The 16,006-nt window shown below is 60.0% G+C and carries 15 protein-coding genes; 7 read left to right on the plus strand and 8 right to left on the minus strand.

The window, feature by feature from the left end:
* Positions 1-5: 5 nt before the first annotated feature.
* Positions 6-1,247 (minus strand): M28 family peptidase, encoded by a 1,242-nt coding sequence (locus tag MIC97_RS23085; RefSeq protein ID WP_239802242.1) that lies wholly within the window; start codon positions 1,245-1,247, stop codon positions 6-8.
* Positions 1,247-2,158 carry a LysR family transcriptional regulator gene (locus MIC97_RS23090; RefSeq protein WP_239802243.1) on the minus strand — a complete coding sequence of 304 codons (912 nt, stop codon included), beginning with the start codon at positions 2,156-2,158 and terminating at the stop codon, positions 1,247-1,249. The genes MIC97_RS23085 and MIC97_RS23090 overlap by 1 nt, the downstream gene beginning before the upstream one ends.
* Before the next feature lie 112 nt (positions 2,159-2,270).
* Here MIC97_RS23090 and MIC97_RS23095 point away from each other — a divergent pair, with 112 nt between their 5' ends.
* From MIC97_RS23095 to MIC97_RS23115, 5 genes are all read left to right on the plus strand, one after another.
* Positions 2,271-3,053 (plus strand): amino acid ABC transporter ATP-binding protein, encoded by a 783-nt coding sequence (locus MIC97_RS23095; RefSeq protein WP_239802244.1) that lies wholly within the window; start codon positions 2,271-2,273, stop codon positions 3,051-3,053.
* A gap of 24 nt (positions 3,054-3,077) precedes the next feature.
* Entirely contained in the window at positions 3,078-3,884 is an 807-nt protein-coding gene (locus MIC97_RS23100; protein ID WP_239802245.1) for an ABC transporter substrate-binding protein, read from the plus strand.
* A gap of 53 nt (positions 3,885-3,937) precedes the next feature.
* Complete coding sequence (locus tag MIC97_RS23105) at positions 3,938-4,603, plus strand: amino acid ABC transporter permease (RefSeq protein WP_239802246.1); 666 nt, start codon at positions 3,938-3,940, stop codon at positions 4,601-4,603.
* 89 nt (positions 4,604-4,692) lie between these two features.
* Positions 4,693-5,646, plus strand: a complete 954-nt coding sequence (locus MIC97_RS23110) for an arginase family protein (protein WP_239802247.1) — start codon at positions 4,693-4,695, stop codon at positions 5,644-5,646.
* Complete coding sequence (locus tag MIC97_RS23115) at positions 5,643-6,848, plus strand: M20/M25/M40 family metallo-hydrolase (protein ID WP_239802248.1); 1,206 nt, start codon at positions 5,643-5,645, stop codon at positions 6,846-6,848. Before MIC97_RS23110 ends, MIC97_RS23115 begins: the two co-directional genes overlap by 4 nt.
* 129 nt (positions 6,849-6,977) lie before the next feature.
* On the opposite strand, the gene pcaF is transcribed toward MIC97_RS23115, so the two are convergent.
* From pcaF to MIC97_RS23145, 6 genes are all read right to left on the minus strand, one after another.
* Positions 6,978-8,186 (minus strand): 3-oxoadipyl-CoA thiolase, encoded by a 1,209-nt coding sequence (pcaF, locus tag MIC97_RS23120; RefSeq protein WP_239802249.1) that lies wholly within the window; start codon positions 8,184-8,186, stop codon positions 6,978-6,980.
* Between the two features lie 53 nt (positions 8,187-8,239).
* The gene (locus MIC97_RS23125; RefSeq protein ID WP_239802250.1) at positions 8,240-10,273 is read right to left on the minus strand and encodes a 3-hydroxyacyl-CoA dehydrogenase NAD-binding domain-containing protein; all 2,034 of its coding nucleotides are present in this window, start codon (positions 10,271-10,273) and stop codon (positions 8,240-8,242) included.
* A gap of 128 nt (positions 10,274-10,401) precedes the next feature.
* A complete protein-coding gene (locus tag MIC97_RS23130; protein WP_275592574.1) occupies positions 10,402-11,151 on the minus strand; it encodes an amino acid ABC transporter ATP-binding protein in 750 nt (249 codons plus the stop codon).
* Complete coding sequence (locus tag MIC97_RS23135; protein ID WP_239802251.1) at positions 11,148-11,801, minus strand: amino acid ABC transporter permease; 654 nt, start codon at positions 11,799-11,801, stop codon at positions 11,148-11,150. Before MIC97_RS23135 ends, MIC97_RS23130 begins: the two co-directional genes overlap by 4 nt.
* Positions 11,802-11,869: 68 nt before the next feature.
* Positions 11,870-12,562: an amino acid ABC transporter permease gene (locus tag MIC97_RS23140; protein ID WP_239802252.1), complete on the minus strand. Its 693-nt coding sequence runs from the start codon at positions 12,560-12,562 to the stop codon at positions 11,870-11,872.
* Positions 12,563-12,567: 5 nt separating this feature from the next.
* The gene (locus MIC97_RS23145; RefSeq protein ID WP_239802253.1) at positions 12,568-13,401 is read right to left on the minus strand and encodes a transporter substrate-binding domain-containing protein; all 834 of its coding nucleotides are present in this window, start codon (positions 13,399-13,401) and stop codon (positions 12,568-12,570) included.
* A gap of 303 nt (positions 13,402-13,704) precedes the next feature.
* Between MIC97_RS23145 and MIC97_RS23150 the strand changes: the two genes are divergently transcribed.
* Positions 13,705-15,228: an AMP-binding protein gene (locus tag MIC97_RS23150; RefSeq protein WP_239802254.1), complete on the plus strand. Its 1,524-nt coding sequence runs from the start codon at positions 13,705-13,707 to the stop codon at positions 15,226-15,228.
* 43 nt (positions 15,229-15,271) lie between these two features.
* The gene (locus MIC97_RS23155; RefSeq protein ID WP_239802255.1) at positions 15,272-15,991 is read left to right on the plus strand and encodes a GntR family transcriptional regulator; all 720 of its coding nucleotides are present in this window, start codon (positions 15,272-15,274) and stop codon (positions 15,989-15,991) included.
* Positions 15,992-16,006 lie beyond the last annotated feature (15 nt).

Here is a 16,006-nt window from a genome sequence, read left to right on the forward strand (position 1 = left end):
GCAAGTTACGCCCGCCGCCATGTCGCAGCGTCTTCATCGCTGACATCCAGCGCGCGCCGCACGATTTCCAGTGTTAGTCTTGCAGCAAGCAGCAGTTCCTCGGGGGTGGCAAGATCACGCCGGTCAAGTGGCGTCAGCAGGTGACGGGTGTTGGCCATGTGATCGTTGAACCCGGAAACCAGCCTGAACGCAGGAATTCCGGCCTGCGCGAAATTGCCGTGATCGGAGTTCACCTGAAGTGGGCGGTACAGGCCAAGCGGAACACCCGCCGCCTCGGAGCTTTCCAGAAGAAATGGCTCTATGCCCCTGTAGCCGGATGTCAGGGCGGTCAGGCGGTTGCCGCCGGCCACGGTGTCAAGATTGACGTTGAGGAGCATGTCACTCCGCGCCTTCTCACTCAGGCGCTGGAGATGGATTTCCGACCCGGTCAACGCCCATTCCTCGGCATTGAAGAAAGCAAGGCGAAGCTTTCGTTTCCGCGCCGTCATTTCCGGGCGCAATTCCCGGGCAACTGCAAGCGCGACCGCTAGGCCGGAAGCATTATCGAGAGCGCTTTCGCCTAGGCCGTGACCGTCAATATGTGCCGATAGCACTACCTGTTGCGGTGTCTGCCCGTTCAGATCGAAAATCAGATTTGTCGCCGTCCCCTGCCGGTCAGCACCATCGATTTCCAGCCTGATTCTGACGTAGCCCGCACTCGTACGCGCCAATCTGGCGGCGGTCTCCGGGGAAATCCCCGCAGCCGGAATGCCCGCCTCACTGCCTCGCCCGGAAGAGCCTGCCACAAGCTTTGCGGAAGCCGGCCCGGCAATCAGAAACCCGACCGCTCCATGCGCCACCGCAGCATTGTATTTCATACGCCGATGGACGGTGCCCGCCGCAAACATCAGCTCATGGCGGACAAGGACGATCCGACCGGCAATCTCATCACGATGAGCAAGAAATTCATCCGGAGTGCCGCGCCCGACATCGATGACTTCTGCTTCGAGCCCGGCGGCGGGCGTTGCAACCGAACGAAGCAATGGATTGGCCGGCAAGCGCTCCCCGCTGTCGATCGTCACCGAAGCATCGCCACCGTCCCAGCCATCATAGGGAAATTCTTCACGCAGCGGTTGCACACCCGTCGCTTCCTCGCCCAGACGAGCCAGAAGCGCCGTCGCCTGCTGCTCCGAGGCGGTGCCGGTCTGCCGGCCTCCCGTGTCGCAGATGGCTTCCAGACTGGCCCATATTTCTGAGGCATCCAGCATTATGCGTCTCCATCACGAATGCTAATTGATTCAATCGAAGCAAGCCGCTGGTCGATCAGGGCGACCACGTCATCGACGATCGGCATGAGCGAACTATGCAGGCGGGCAAAAACGCCGATCTCGTACATGATGGTCGGCTTGAAAGGCCTTATGGCGAGACCGAGAGGCTCGAACATCTGCGCCGACCACTGATCGACGATACCGATCCCGCATCCGGTGGTGACAAGCGCGCAGATTGAGCTGAAATACTCGTTGATGATCCCAGGATCGAACTCCACGTCATGCTCGATAAAGGCGTTCTGCACCTGATGACCGATCAGTCTTGAAACCTGCATTCCGATCATATTCTCACCGGCAAGATCGGTGGGGGAGATTTCCGACAGACGGGTAAGCGGATGTTCCATCGGCAACACCGCGACACAGGGAACCTTGTACCGCCGCAGGTCTATATCGGGTATGTGTATTGGCCATTCGGCGATTGCGACATCCGCTCCGCCGGCCTCGAAAATGGCTCTGACCTCTTCCGAGCTGCGGTTGATCATGCGCACGCGGGCAAGCGGCCTTTGGCGGCGCAGCTCAGCCACGACAGCCGGCAGAAAAGAGATCGAGGCACTCGGGTGGCTGGCAATGGTCACGGTTTCCGTAACGCCCTTACGAATGCCTTCAGCATCCCGTGCAAGGCGCTCGATCATTCCAAGAGCATGCCGGACTTCGGTGTAAAAAAGCCGCCCTTGACGGCTGGCTTTCAGGCGTCCGTTCACGCGCTCGAACAACGGAAAACCGATCTGGGTTTCCAGCCGCGCAATCTGCGTGCTGATGGCCGGCTGGGTAAGCCCAAGCAGCTTCGCGGCACCCGTCATCGACTGGGTTTCTATCACCGCGCGGAACGTCTCAAGAAGCTTGATGTCCATTATCATAAATTTTCTTTATTGACATTATGCAATGTTTAAACCAGTTTTTTCCCAAAACAAGGGGAAAATACGGACTTCATAAATTTCCGTTATACCTAGGAGGAATTCCGGAATGGATACAAAGGGTGTTCGCACGCAGCCCGCAAGCGGCCTGATCGCTGCGAGGGATCTGAGCAAGAGTTTCGGTGCGGTTCAGGTTCTCGGCAACGTCGATCTGACGGTGAAGGAAGGCGAGGTCGTTTGCGTGATCGGGCCTTCCGGTTCAGGCAAGACCACCCTGCTCCGGTGCTTCGCGCTGTTGGAGCAACCGACAGGGGGCGCGGTAACGTTGCGCGACCAGGTCATCGCATCCCCGCAGGAGACCGCCGCCACCGGGACGAACGCGAAAGCGGCGCGCGGCGACATCGGAATGGTGTTCCAGCACTTCAACCTCTGGCCGCATTTCACAGTGTTGCAGAACATCATCGAAGCGCCCGTACGGGTGAAGGGCGAAGCGAGGGCGGCCGCCGAAACGAACGCCATGCGCCTGCTGGAAAAGGTGGGCCTCGCCGACAAGCGCGACCAGTATCCCTCCCGGCTTTCCGGCGGGCAGCAGCAGCGTGTGGCCATTGCACGTGCGCTGGCTATGAAGCCGAGCGTAATGCTGTTCGACGAGGCAACGTCCGCCCTTGATCCCGAGTTGAAGCACGAGGTCCTCCTCGTGATGCGCAGCCTCGCCGAAGAGGGAATGACCATGCTGGTCGTCACCCATGAAATGGGGTTTGCGCGCAATGTCGGCTCGCGCGTCGTCTTCATGGACCAGGGCAAGGTGGTGGAAGACGCCGAGCCGGCTGCCTTCTTCGCCAATGCGAAAACCGACCGAGCGCAGCGGTTCCTGCGCCAGATGCAAGACTGATCCATCACAGAAGGGAACCCATCTATGAGTATCGTCAGATCCATCACCGCGCTGGCTGTTTCCGCCATCGCCATGGCAGCCGCGATGGCACCCGTGTCAGCGCAGCAGGTGAACTCCCGCCTCTACGAAGTGACCAGAACCGGCAAGCTGCGGGTGTGTCAGTATCCGCTCTATTACTCCATCTCATTCCGCAACCCGGCATCCGGCGAGATCGAAGGCATCGATGCCGACCTCGCCAAGGAACTGGCGAAGGATCTCGGTGCGGAACTGCAGATCGTGGAATCGAGTTTCGGCACCTTCATTGCAGATCTCCAGGCCGACAAATGCGATATCGGTATGTTCGGAATCGGGGCGACCATGAAGCGTGGCGAAGCCGTCGCCTTCACCCAGCCATACCTGATCTCAGGCCTTTACGCGGTCATGCGCGAGGGCGGCCCCGTTAACAACTGGAATGACATTGATCAGCCGGGGCGCCGCGTAGCCGTATCTCTGGGCAGCTATATCGAGCCCTTCATGCGCGATTATCTGAAGCAGGCCGAACTGGTCGTTGTGGCACCCCCGGCGACGCGCGAAGCCGAGCTTGTCGCCAACCGTGTCGACGTCATCATGACGGACTTTCCCACGGCGGTGAAAGTGACGGATGAATTCGACTGGGCACGCGCCGTTGAACCGGAAGAAAAGCTGTTGCTCACGCCATATGCATATGTCGTCCCGCACGGCGATCAGATCTGGCTGAACCACATCAATCTTTTCATCGACACCATCAAGCGTGACGGCCGTCTCGCGTTCTATGCCGAAAAGAACAAGCTCGGCCCGATCATCGCACCTTAATTCTGTTCACTATTGCCTGACGGCCTGCTGAAGCCTGGAGAAAGGAAATTCCGATGGGTGGTTATCAGTTTCGCTGGGATGTGATCCCCCAGAACATGGATTTTCTTCTGAGCGGGCTTCAGCAGACGCTCATTATCTCCGCAATCACCTTGTGCCTTGCAATGCTTGGCGGATTGCTGATTGCGGTCATGGACATGTCCCGTTTCGCTGCCCTGCGCTTTCTTGCTCTGGCAGTCGGGGAAATCATCCGCAACACCCCAATCCTCGTGCAGCTGCTGTGGATTTACTACGTGCTGCCGGTCGCGATGGGGATCAATCTCGATTCCTGGACAGCGCTCATCGTGGGGCTCAGCATCTATTCCTCGGCCTTCATTGCTGAGGCCTACCGGGCCGGCATTCAGGCCGTTCCAAAAGGCCACAGGGAAGCGGCTCAGGTTCTGGGACTTTCACCGATCCAGACATTCACCCGTATCATACTGCCCCAGGCCATCCGGCTCACTTTGCCGCCCCTCGCCGCAAATTTCGTGCAGCTTATCAAATATTCCTCTCTGGGCGCTGTGATCTCCGTCAGCGAAATTACCCGCCGCGGCATGGAGTTGTCATCGTCGATCTTCCGCCCGCTTGAGATCTTCACCTTCATCGCCATCGTCTACTTCCTGATCTGCTGGCCGCTGGCCATGGGCATCCGCCTTTGGGAGCGCAGACTTTCGTCACGCTGAGACGAGAAATTACCTGTCCCGCCACTTACCGCCGCGGCCCGGGATCAGCCCGGCCCGCCCTCTGTCGTCCAGCGAGTGATATTCCGGTCATGTCAATGCTCAGTACGCTTTCATCCGAAGAACTATACGAAGCCCCTCCCACTTTCATGGGCGTTCCTTTCCGCACCGACGCCAGTGGTGCCGGCGCTGCCATACTGGGATGTCCCTTTGACTGCGGTACGCATAAATTCCGGATTGGTGCCCGACAGGGCCCGCACGCCATCCGGGCGCAGTCCGGCCTCGTGCGGCGTTACCAGTCGGAAATCGCTGATTGCGATGCTCTGGCCGAACTTGGCGTCATCGACGCCGGCGACGTACAGATGGTTCCTTCCCGTGCTGAAGAAGCCTTCCCGCTGATTGAAGAAGCTGCTTACCGTATTGCTGCCGCCGGCGCGGTTCCGGTGGGTTTCGGCGGGGACGGCAGCGTATCTCTGCCGCTTGTCCGGGCTGCCGCGAAAGTGCATCCCGGGCTTGCCGTTCTGCATGTCGACAGCCACACGGATGCCTATCCTGTAGACCCGGTCCACCGCTACGACGCAGCATCGCAGTTTACCCATGCCGCGCTCGAGCAGCGGGTTCTGGCCAGTGCATCGTGGCATGTGGGCCTGCGCGGCTCCACGATGCGGCCCGGCGTGTATGACCATACCCGATCGCTCGGCTACAACATCATGTCGATGAGCGAATTGCAGAGCCGTGGCCTGCAGGATTGCGTGAACGCCCTCAGGGAAACGCTGGCAGGCCGCCCTGTCTATCTGTCGGTTGACATGGATGTCTTCGATCCCTCCTGCGCACCGGGAGTGTGCACGCCGGTATGGGGCGGCCTGTCCTCGCGCGAAGGCATCGATCTTCTGCGCATGCTGGAAGGGCTGAACATTGTGGGCGCGGATGTGAACACGGTAAGCCCGCCGCATGATGTCAACGGAATGACTGCCTTTCTGGCGGCAGCGGTAACTTATGAAATCTTGCTGCTGATCTGGCGCGGCTGGATGGGTGCAGACGCATGACTGAGGATCTGGCAACCCGCCTGACGGCGATGACCAGGGCGCTCGTGCAAAAAGACAGCCAAACCCCGCCCAGCGACACCGGAGCCGTCCTGCAAACGGTCCGGAGCTTCCTTGAGGCCATACCGGGCCTGACCCTGAAGAGATATGTCAGCGAGGCGCCGGTTGAAAACCTGGTCGCCGTGCTCGACGGGGGGCTGCTTGGCCCCCGGACGATCCTGAGCGGTCATGTCGACACATATCCTGTCGGTGATGTTTCGAGCTGGACCTTTGAGCCGCTCGGGGGAGAAATCGACGATGGGTTCATCTATGGACGCGGCGCGGCCGACATGAAGGGCGGCGTTGCGGTGCTGATGGAAGTGGTGGCCGACTGGGCCCGACGACGCCCGTTTGCAGGAAGCCTGGTTCTCGCGCTCGCCGGTGACGAGGAGAGGATGGGCGAATTAGGTACGCAGTGGCTGATCGATCATGCCCCGGAAATCTGCGGCGACGGAGTTCTCGTGGCCGACGCGGGTGGCCCTCTCACGGTCAGGCTCGGTGAAAAGGGAATGCTCTGGCTGGAGATTGAAGCCGAAGGGAAGCAGGCTCACAGCGCCCATACCTATGCCGGGACGAATGCTGCCGACCGTCTCGTCGATGCCCTTGTCGCTCTGCGCCAAGTGGAGAAGCTGACGCCACAACCGCCGGCGGATGCGGGCAGAGTGATGGCCTCCGCTGCCCTCAGGAGCGGCGAGCCCAAAGTCCTGCGGGACACCTTGCAGCGTATCACCGTGAATGTCGGTACGATGACGGCAGGGTCGTCGCCGAACCTCGTGCCGGCCCATGCCTCCGCCGCCGTCGATATTCGCATTCCCCTCGGACTGTCCACGGCAGACGTCGCAAGAGCCGTGGAGAGCCAACTGGGTGGGCGTGCGGGGATAAGCTGGACGATCACGCGCCGATACGAACCAAGCTGGACGGATTCAGACAACCCGCTTGCAATGGCGTGCCTCGCCGGTGCAGAAAAAATCTTTGGCGAGGCAGCCCTTGTCGACAACCGGATCGGAGGCTCGGATGCGCGACTGTGGAGACGTGCCGGCTATCCCTGCGCGGTCGTTGGGCTTACCCCGAAAAATCTCGGAGCGCCGGACGAGGCGTGTGAAATCCGTGAACTGACGCAACTCCACGCTGTCTATGACGCAATCATCCGTGAGATTCACGGATGAAGATGATGCGACGCCTCCATGCTGTTCACGGCCGCGCCGAGTCATTGATTTCACGAAGCTGAACCGGAATTCGGGTCACGCAACTGAACACGGCGGACCGGACATAAACAGCGCTGCTCTTCTTCCGCCTCACACGGCCTCGACGGCGATGGCGATGCCCTGCCCGACGCCAATGCACATGGTGGCGAGTGCCCGTTTGCCGCCGCGCAGCTTCAGTTCAAGTGCCGCCGTGCCGGTGATGCGCGCGCCAGACATGCCAAGCGGATGGCCAAGCGCGATCGCCCCGCCATTGGGGTTCACCTGAGCGGCATCGTCGGCGATGCCCAGTTCGCGCAGAACCGCAAGCCCCTGAGCCGCAAACGCCTCGTTGAGCTCGATCACATCGAAGGCAGAGGGTGCTAGGCCGAGGCGTGCGCACAGCTTCTGCGTGGCAGGTGCCGGGCCAATGCCCATGATGCGTGGTGCAACGCCGGCGCTCGCCCCGCCCAGAACCCGGGCGATGGGGGTCAGGCCATATTTCTTCACCGCCGCTTCCGAGGCGATGATGAGGGCGGCAGCACCGTCATTGACGCCGGAGGCATTGCCTGCGGTCACCGTGCCGCCTTCCTTCCTGAACGGTGTCGCCAGCCTGGCCAGCGTGTCCACCGTGGTGCCGGCGCGCGGATGCTCGTCCTTCGAGACCACCACTGCATCGCCCTTGCGCTGCGGGATCGTCACCGGCACGATTTCCTGCGCGAGGCGCCCGTTCTCCTGTGCGGCAACCGCCTTGTCCTGACTGCGCACGGCAAAGGCGTCCTGATCGGCGCGGCTGATGCCGAAATCGGCGGCCACGTTCTCGGCCGTCTCCGGCATGGAATCCACCCCATACTGCTTCTTCATCAGCGGGTTGATGAAGCGCCAGCCAATGGTGGTGTCGTGGATTTCGGCAGCGCGCGAGAATGCCGTCTCAGCCTTGGGCATGACGAAGGGCGCGCGGCTCATCGATTCCACGCCGCCGGCGATCATCAGTTCGGCCTCGCCGGCCCTGATGGCGCGGGCGGCACTCATCACCGCATCCATGCCCGAGCCGCACAGGCGGTTGATGGTGGCGCCGGGCACCACATCGGGCAGGCCTGCCAGCAGAAGCGACATGCGGGCCACGTTGCGGTTGTCCTCGCCGGCCTGATTGGCGCAGCCATAGAGCACGTCATCGACCGCCTCCCAGTCGACGGAGGCATTGCGCTCCATCAGCGCCTTCAGCGGCACCGCGCCAAGATCGTCGGCGCGCACCGACGAAAGCGAACCGCCAAAACGCCCGATCGGCGTGCGGATATAATCGCAGATATAGGCTTCAGGCATGTCAGAGCTCCGGAACGGTCAAAGATGCTGCTGCGGCTGGCGGAACTGTCGGCTTATCCGATCATCTCCGGCAACTGTTCGAACGGCTGGAGCGCGGCATCGCCGGTCTGTCTGGCGTAATCCTCCAGCCGCTGTGCGATGGTTGCGGCGCCGATCTGTGTGCCGTGGTGCATGGGGCCGCCCAGTCCGCGCGGCCAGCCATAGCCGTGCAGCCAGATGACGTCGATGTCGGAGGCGCGTTCCGCGATGCCCTCGGCCAGAATGCGCGCACCCTCGTCGATCATCGGATAGATCAGGCGCTCCAGAACCTCCTGATCGTCCAGCACACGCCGCACCACCCCTTCGCGCGCGGAAACCTCTTCCATCAGACGTAGCGTTGCGGGATCTTCCTCGCCCTGACGTGCGCCCTGCGGATAGGCGTAGTAGCCGGCCCCGGTCTTCTGCCCGAAGCGGCCGGCTTCGCACAGCGCATCGGCTATCGGGGCACGGCGGCCGGTGGCCTTGCGCATGCGCCAGCTGATGTCGAGGCCCGCCATGTCGCCCATGGCGCAGGGTCCCATGCGGAAGCCGAAGCGGATCAGCACGGCATCGATCTGCGCGGGCGTGGCACCTTCGAGCAGCATGCGGTCGACCTGTTGCGAGCGCCTTGCCAGCATGCGGTTGCCGACAAAGCCGTGGCACACGCCCACCACCACCGGCAGCTTGCCGATGGACCGCGCAGCAGCCAGCGTCTGCGCCAGCACTTCGGCGGCGGTCTCGCCGGTGCGCACCACCTCGACCAGCTTCATGACATTGGCCGGGCTGAAGAAGTGCATGCCCACCACCTGCTCAGGGCGTGAGGTGAAGCCGGCGATCTCGCCCACATCCAGATAGGAGGTGTTGGTGGCCAGCACCGCGTCCGGCTTCGCAATGGCGTCGAGCTGCCCGAAAATATCGCGCTTGACGCCCATGTCCTCGAAAGCGGCTTCAATGATGAGGTCGGCGTCGGCAGCGTGAGCAAGGCCGGCCCGGAAGGCGATGTTCGCCATACGCCTTGTCTTGTCTTCTGCGCTCAGGCTACCGCGTTTGACGGAGATGTCGTAGGTGGAGCCGACGCGCTGTTCAGCCCGTGCGGCACCGTCCTCATCGGTCTCGATCAGGGTGACGGGAAAGCCTGCATTGGCAAACGACATGGCGATGCCGCTGCCCATGGTGCCGCCGCCGATGACGGCCACTGTTCTGACAGGCTTCTGCGGTTTGGCGGGAATGCCGCCGACATGGGCGCTGCGACGCTCGGCGAGGAAGGCATGGCGCAGAGCCGCCGAGCGCGCGCCCTGCCGCAGCTTCTGGAAGGCCGCCTGTTCCGCGCGGCAGGCAGAGGCAAAATCAGCGTCAAAGCTGTTGCGGATGCTGGCGACGATGGCCGCGATCTCGTCGGCCAGTCCGTGCTTCTTCAGAAGAGCAGCGGCAGCTTCCTCAAAGGCTGCCTGTTCGGTGACAGGCACGGCTTTGTCACTGAGGCGACGCCTGCCTTCGGCGGCAAGGTTCCGCGCCATGGCGGCGGCCTGGCTCAGCAGTTCCTCATCTCCGACAATGCGGTCGGCGATGCCGGACGCAAGGGCCGCTTCGGCCTTGCGGGGCTCACCGCCGGCGATCATCTCCAGCGCGGCCACCGGGCCGATCAGGCGCGGCATTCTCTGGGTGCCGCCGGCCCCCGGCATCAGGCCGAGTTTGACTTCGGGCAGGCCGAAGCTGGCGGCGGGGGTGGCGATGCGGGCATCGCAGGCCAGCGCCAGTTCGCAGCCGCCGCCCAGTGCCGCACCAGCGACGGCGGCCACGACCGGCTTCGACAGCCTATCCATGAAGGACAGCAGGTTGGGCAGCAGCGGCGCCTGGGGCGGCTGACCGAACTCGGTGATGTCGGCGCCCGCACAAAACACCTTGCCCGCCGTCGCCAGCACAACGGCCCGGATCGCAGCATCCGCCTCAGCCCGTCCAAACGCCTCCTCAAGTCCAACACGCACACCATGCGAAAGCGCGTTAACAGGGGAATTGTCCAGCTTCAGCACAAGAATGTCGGAAAGCTGCTCGATCACAATAACGGACATTCTTCTCCCCGTTTCCTCAAAATTGATAACGCGTTCAGCCGGAGACCGACCGGGCACCTCGTCTTCAAAACGGTACGGGCCGGTACAGCATCGAATGAAAGCTTCCCTCCCCCGAAAGCGGGAAAAACCTAATGCAGCATATCAGAAAGAAACTTCTGAACACGCGGATGCTCGGGATTGTTGAAGAATTCATCCGGTGGCGACTGCGTGAGAATGGAGCCCCGATCCATGAACCAGATACGATCTGCGACCTTGCCCGCAAATCCCATTTCGTGGGTCACTATCATCATGGTCTGGCCTTCTTCGGCCAGTTGCTGGATGACCGTCAGCACCTCACCGACCATTTCCGGATCAAGCGCGCTGGTAGGCTCGTCAAACAGCATCAGGGGTGCTTTCTGCGCCAGCGCCCGGGCAATCGCCACGCGCTGCTGCTGACCACCTGAGAGGCTCGCGGGCATGGCGTTCAGCTTTTCGGAAAGTCCCACTTTCTCCAGAAGGTGCTCAGCCAGTTCCGACGCCTCCCTGGCCGGCATGCCAGCCACTTTTGTGGGAGACAGAGTGACATTGTCTTTCACCGAGAGATGCGGAAAGAGATTGAACTGCTGGAAGACAAAGCCGATCTTCGAGCGAAGCTCGTTGATATCATAGTCGCGGTCATGGATATCGCGGCCGTCGACTATGATCTTGCCGCTGCTGATTTCCTCAAGACGATTGATGGTGCGAATCATCGTGGACTTGCCGGACCCGGATGGCCCGCAGATCACAATGACCTCCCCCCTGTTCACGGTGCCGGAAATGCCGTCCAGCACTTTGAAACTGGAGTAGTATTTTTCCAGCTCACGGATTTCCACCATGGTGTCTCGTATGGTGTCCGTCATATGCGGATTTCCTTACCTGGCACGTTTGCTGCTTTTCGTCTGGCGCCGATGTCACGCTCAATTTTCCGCGACAGGACAGACAGTCCCCAACAGGGAATGAAATAGAAGAAGGCAAGCACGATGAATGTACGGACAGGGTTGGTAACCTCGATCGCATTCACCTGCTGGGCTACAAAAGTGAGCTCCGAAACCCCGATGATATAAACGATCGAGGTTGCCTTCACCGTGGACACGAACTGGTTCACGAAGGACGGAATCATATTGACCAGCGCCTGAGGCAGGACGACGTAGCGCATGGATTGCCAGTACCCCAGCCCGATCGAACGCGCTGCTTCGGTCTGACCTGCGGGAAGCCCCATGATGCCTGCCCGGACGATCTCCGCCATGAAAGCGGATTCATAGATGATGATCGCCGCCAGAGCGGTTGAGAACGGCGTCATTGCGCGCCCGGTAAGCTCCGGAATCAAAAAGTAAGCCCAGAACAGGATCATCAGCAGAGGGATGCCGCGCAGCGTGTAGACCCAGATGCTGGCAGGAATAAAGAACACCGGGTTCTGCGATGTGCGCGCAAAGCCGATCAGGATCGCCAGAGGAAACGAAACACCAAGGCCGACGCCGGCAAGTATGAGCGTTCCGGCAAAGCCGCCCATTTCCGTCTCGGGCCAGCCGCCAAGCAGATAGAACAGCCCGTATTTCTGGATGAATTCGAACATGTGCGTCACCTGTACGCCACGGTGAACCGTCTGGAGAACCAGGCACCGGCAAACATGATGAGCAACGATATGGTGAGATAGATGACCGTTGCGATGAAGTAGGCTTCAAAGGCGCGGAAGGTGATGTTCTCGATGTTCCTGACCTGATAGGTCAGCTCCGACACGCCGATCGCCATCGCCAGGCTGGTGTCCTTGAACAGGATCAGCGTGCGATTGAGGATGGTCGGTATGGTCAGCCGCACCGCCTGCGGAAGAATGACATAGATGACCCCTCCCAGCGCGCTCAGCCCGATAGCACGAGCCGCCTCGAACTGTGTTGCGGGAATGGCGCGAATGCCGGAGCGGATATCCTCCGCAAAATAGGCGCTGACGTTCAGCGACAGGGCGACCCACGCGAATAGGAATTCGGTATTGCCGCGGTTGATCCACAAACGCAGCGAGTCCGGCAGAAGCTCGGGCATGGCAAAGTACCACACAAGCATCTGGACGACGGTGGGAACATTACGATGGTACTCAAGAAAGGCAGAGACCACGAAGCGTACCGCCGCGAACCTGACGTCGCGCAGGTTCGCCATCACCAATGCGATCGCGAAACCGCAGACCCAGGAGGCGAGGAACAGCTTGCAGGTGACAAGAAGTCCGTCCACCAGCGCAAGAAGAAACTCTTCTTGCGCCAGGAAGCTGAAATCCATGCCCATCAGGTTTACTGCCCGATGGGTTCGACAGCGAAGTTACGGACGAACTTGTAGATCGACTTCGATCCGAACCACTCGTCGTAGAGCTCGTCCAGACGACCGGACTTGTCCAGTTCGAGCAGCGTCTCGTTCACGGCAGCGAGCAGATCGCTGTTGCCCTTCTGAACGATGATGCCGATATGCTCCTGTGCAACAGCCTCATCGAGAAGCCGCACGGGTTCCTTGCCGCTCTCCCTGGAATCGATCTCGAAACGCTTGGTCGTCAACTCGCCGCCGATGACGCCGTCGACCTTCTCGCCCTGCAGGGCGAGGTAGCAAGGCCCGAGACCCTGAAGCGTGATGAGCTGGGAATTCCGGAACGTCTTCGTCGCGATGGCAGCGCCGCTGGATCCCTTGGCCGCGCAGATCTTGCGCCCGTCGATATCGGCCGGCGTCCTGACATCGGAATTGTCGCGAACCAGAATGCGCACGGCAGCCTGAAGATACTGGTGGGAGAAGTCAAACTGCTCCGCGCGCTCCGGCAGCCATGTCACCGCGCCGGCCAGAACGTCGACCCGCCCCATCTTCAGCTCGCCGATCCGCGCCTCGGTGGAAACCGGCTTGTGAACCAGCTTAACGCCGATATGTTCAGCAATCGCCTTGCACATCTCCACATCATAGCCGGCATAGCGATTGGTCTGAGTGTCGCGGAAGCCGTAGGGCGGCGCGGCATCCTGGGTTGCGCACACAAGTTCACCCTTCTGCCTGATCTCCTCAAGCGTGGCCGCATGCGACATGGTAACGGCGCTGCTCGCCGCCAGAAGGCCCCCGACCACGGAAATAATTCTTAGATTCCAGCGCACCCTGCATCCTCCTTTTTGCGCACCGTCGACAGAACAGTATGGCTCTGCCGGCCCGATTAATATGTCATACATATATGACACAATCTCGTCAAGCTGATCCGGCTCCGCTTCCGGGAAGCGGTAAAACAGCTCGGGTCAGAAACAAATTATAATGATTTTATTGAATTTTTCCAATTTCGTCACGCTTATCAGATCAGCAGCCCCGGACTGACATATGAAGAAGATAGACATAATATGTCGAACATATTATACCGGCGACCAACAAGAGCTCCCCTCTCGCACAGTTGGAACGCAGGCCCGCCAATGCCGAACATTTATCAGTCAGCCATGTTCAATGCCGAGCGCTTTCCGGGAAAGATCGCCGTATCGGATGCGGCTGCCCGGCTTGATTTCAGCCAGTTCTGCCAGCGTGCCAGGGCCCTTGCGAAATATCTGGAAGGGCTTGGCGCTTCCAGAGGAGAGCGGGTCGCAATCATGGGCGACAACAGCATCGACTATCTGGCGCTGATGCATGCCACAGCCATAACCGGCTTCATCCTCGTGCCGGTCAATATACGCTACAGCGCCGATGAGCTGCTTTACCTGATCGATGACTGTGAACCGAAGGTGCTGCTGATAGATGCTTCTCTGTCGAAGATTTCGGAGTCGGTTGCATGCAAGCTGTCTGGCCGGGTCACGGTTCTGCATTCGCTGCCGGAGAGCCTCCCGGAGCCGGATCTTCCGGCCCTGACGGCACGTTTTGGTAACGTCGAGGACGATGACGTATCGCTGATACTGTACACATCCGGCACCACATCGCGCCCCAAAGGCGCCATGCTCACCCATGGCAACCTTGTGTGGAATGCCATCAACTATATGGTGGAACTGGGGATCAACGAGAAAGCCCGCGCCATTCTCGCCACGCCGCTGTTCCATGTCGGAGGATTTGGTGTCGTCAACGGCCCGGTGCTTTATGCAGGCGGATCGCTGCATATCCTGCCCCGGTTCGATCCCGTGTCGACCATGGCCACGCTGACCGAGATTCAGCCGACGCATCTGTTTCTGCTGTCAACCATGTGGGTAGGTCTGACCGACATGGAGGATTTCGCCACCCATCGCATTCCATCGGTGAGCTTCGTGCAGACGGCGGCCGCACCGCTGGGCGAATGGCGGCAGGATCAGATCCGTCAGGTCTTTCATAACGCCGAGTTCAGCTGGGGCTTTGGCCAGACGGAAAGCTGCGTGACCACGATCAAGAACCGCTACACTCATGAAATCATGTCCCATCCCGGCTCCACGGGGTATTTCTGGCGGCATTTTTCATATCGGTTTGTCGATGAAGACCGTCGCCTTCTGCCAGATCAGAAAGGTCCGGGAATCCTGGAAATCAAAGGGCCGACGGTTTTCCGCGGCTACTGGCGCCAGCCGGAGCTTACCCGCGAGACCCTGACACCCGACGGATGGCTCCATACCGGCGACACCATCAGGATCGACGAAGATGGGTTCGCCTATTTCCTTGGGCGAAGCAAGGATATGATCAAGACTGGCGGAGAGAACGTCGCGGCGCTTGAAGTTGAGAATTGCCTTGCCCGCCACGAAAGCGTCATGGAAGCTGCGGTGCTTGGCCTTCCGCATGAGTACTGGGGCGAAGAGCTTGTCGCGGCTGTGGTTCCCGCTACCGGCGGCGCGCTCGATGCAGGGGAATTGCAGGCTTTCTGCCGACAGCACCTCGCCGGATTCAAGGTCCCGAAACGCATATTCGTCATTGACAGCCTGCCTCATTCCTCTTCAGGAAAAATCCAGAAATTCATGCTGAAGGAAAAGATTTCCTCACTTCTCAGCCAATAGCATGCAAAACAAATTTTCCTCTTGATAAGCTGGACAGAAAATCTTGGAGAGAATTAAAAACACGGTCGGGAATATCGTTGATATTCTGTCTTCGAGAATTGAAGACGGTGTGTATCTGGTCGGTAACAAGATTCCGAACGAGTTGGAATTGTGCGAAGAGTTCAATGTCAGCCGTTATACGATGCGCGAAGCTATCAGGCTGCTTCAGGAGCGCGGTCTGGTGGAGCGCCGCAAGCGCGCCGGCACCAAAGTCATCAATCGCTTTTCACGCGGCCGATACGGTCTCGACTTCGAAGCTGCGGACAGTCTTGGCCGCTACCTTCGCAACACTGACCTGTCACTCGTCTCCGTTGAAGCAGATCTGCGCGCGCAGCCTCCTGAACTGACGCTGGACGAAAACCTTCAAAACTGGATGCTGCTGAATACATATCGCAGCGTGCCGGGTGTAAACCGGGCCATTTCCTGGTCCTACATCTATATCCGAAAGGAATATAGCGGCATCGTTGAGATGGTCGGAAAGGTTCAGGGCGGCACCTATGCGCTCATCACCCAGCTGTATGGTGAGGCGGTCAAATATGTCGATGTCGAAGTATCCGCCTCCACTTTCCCTGAACCGATTGCCAAAACACTCAAGTACGACAGCAAGGATCCGGCACTTCTTGTAATTCGCAGGTTCTACAACAGCGCGAACAAGCTTCTGGAAGTCTCCGTCTCTTATTACCCGCCATACGAGTTCCAGTATTCAACCCGCATCGTTCTGTGAAAAGAACATCAGAGG

The sequence above is a fragment of the Aquamicrobium sp. NLF2-7 genome, assembly GCF_022359935.1.
Lineage (GTDB): Bacteria > Pseudomonadota > Alphaproteobacteria > Rhizobiales > Rhizobiaceae > Mesorhizobium > Mesorhizobium lusatiense.

Coding starts and splice junctions, on each gene's coding strand:
- MIC97_RS23130 (WP_275592574.1), bottom strand. CDS start 11,151: ATGACGGACACCATACGAGACACCATGGTGGAAATCCGTGAGCTGGAA.
- pcaF (WP_239802249.1), bottom strand. CDS start 8,186: ATGCCTGAAGCCTATATCTGCGATTATATCCGCACGCCGATCGGGCGT.
- MIC97_RS23150 (WP_239802254.1), top strand. CDS start 13,705: ATGCCGAACATTTATCAGTCAGCCATGTTCAATGCCGAGCGCTTTCCG.
- MIC97_RS23125 (WP_239802250.1), bottom strand. CDS start 10,273: ATGTCCGTTATTGTGATCGAGCAGCTTTCCGACATTCTTGTGCTGAAG.
- MIC97_RS23095 (WP_239802244.1), top strand. CDS start 2,271: ATGGATACAAAGGGTGTTCGCACGCAGCCCGCAAGCGGCCTGATCGCT.
- MIC97_RS23090 (WP_239802243.1), bottom strand. CDS start 2,158: ATGGACATCAAGCTTCTTGAGACGTTCCGCGCGGTGATAGAAACCCAG.
- MIC97_RS23105 (WP_239802246.1), top strand. CDS start 3,938: ATGGGTGGTTATCAGTTTCGCTGGGATGTGATCCCCCAGAACATGGAT.
- MIC97_RS23115 (WP_239802248.1), top strand. CDS start 5,643: ATGACTGAGGATCTGGCAACCCGCCTGACGGCGATGACCAGGGCGCTC.
- MIC97_RS23085 (WP_239802242.1), bottom strand. CDS start 1,247: ATGCTGGATGCCTCAGAAATATGGGCCAGTCTGGAAGCCATCTGCGAC.
- MIC97_RS23135 (WP_239802251.1), bottom strand. CDS start 11,801: ATGGGCGGCTTTGCCGGAACGCTCATACTTGCCGGCGTCGGCCTTGGT.
- MIC97_RS23100 (WP_239802245.1), top strand. CDS start 3,078: ATGAGTATCGTCAGATCCATCACCGCGCTGGCTGTTTCCGCCATCGCC.
- MIC97_RS23110 (WP_239802247.1), top strand. CDS start 4,693: ATGTCAATGCTCAGTACGCTTTCATCCGAAGAACTATACGAAGCCCCT.
- MIC97_RS23140 (WP_239802252.1), bottom strand. CDS start 12,562: ATGGGCATGGATTTCAGCTTCCTGGCGCAAGAAGAGTTTCTTCTTGCG.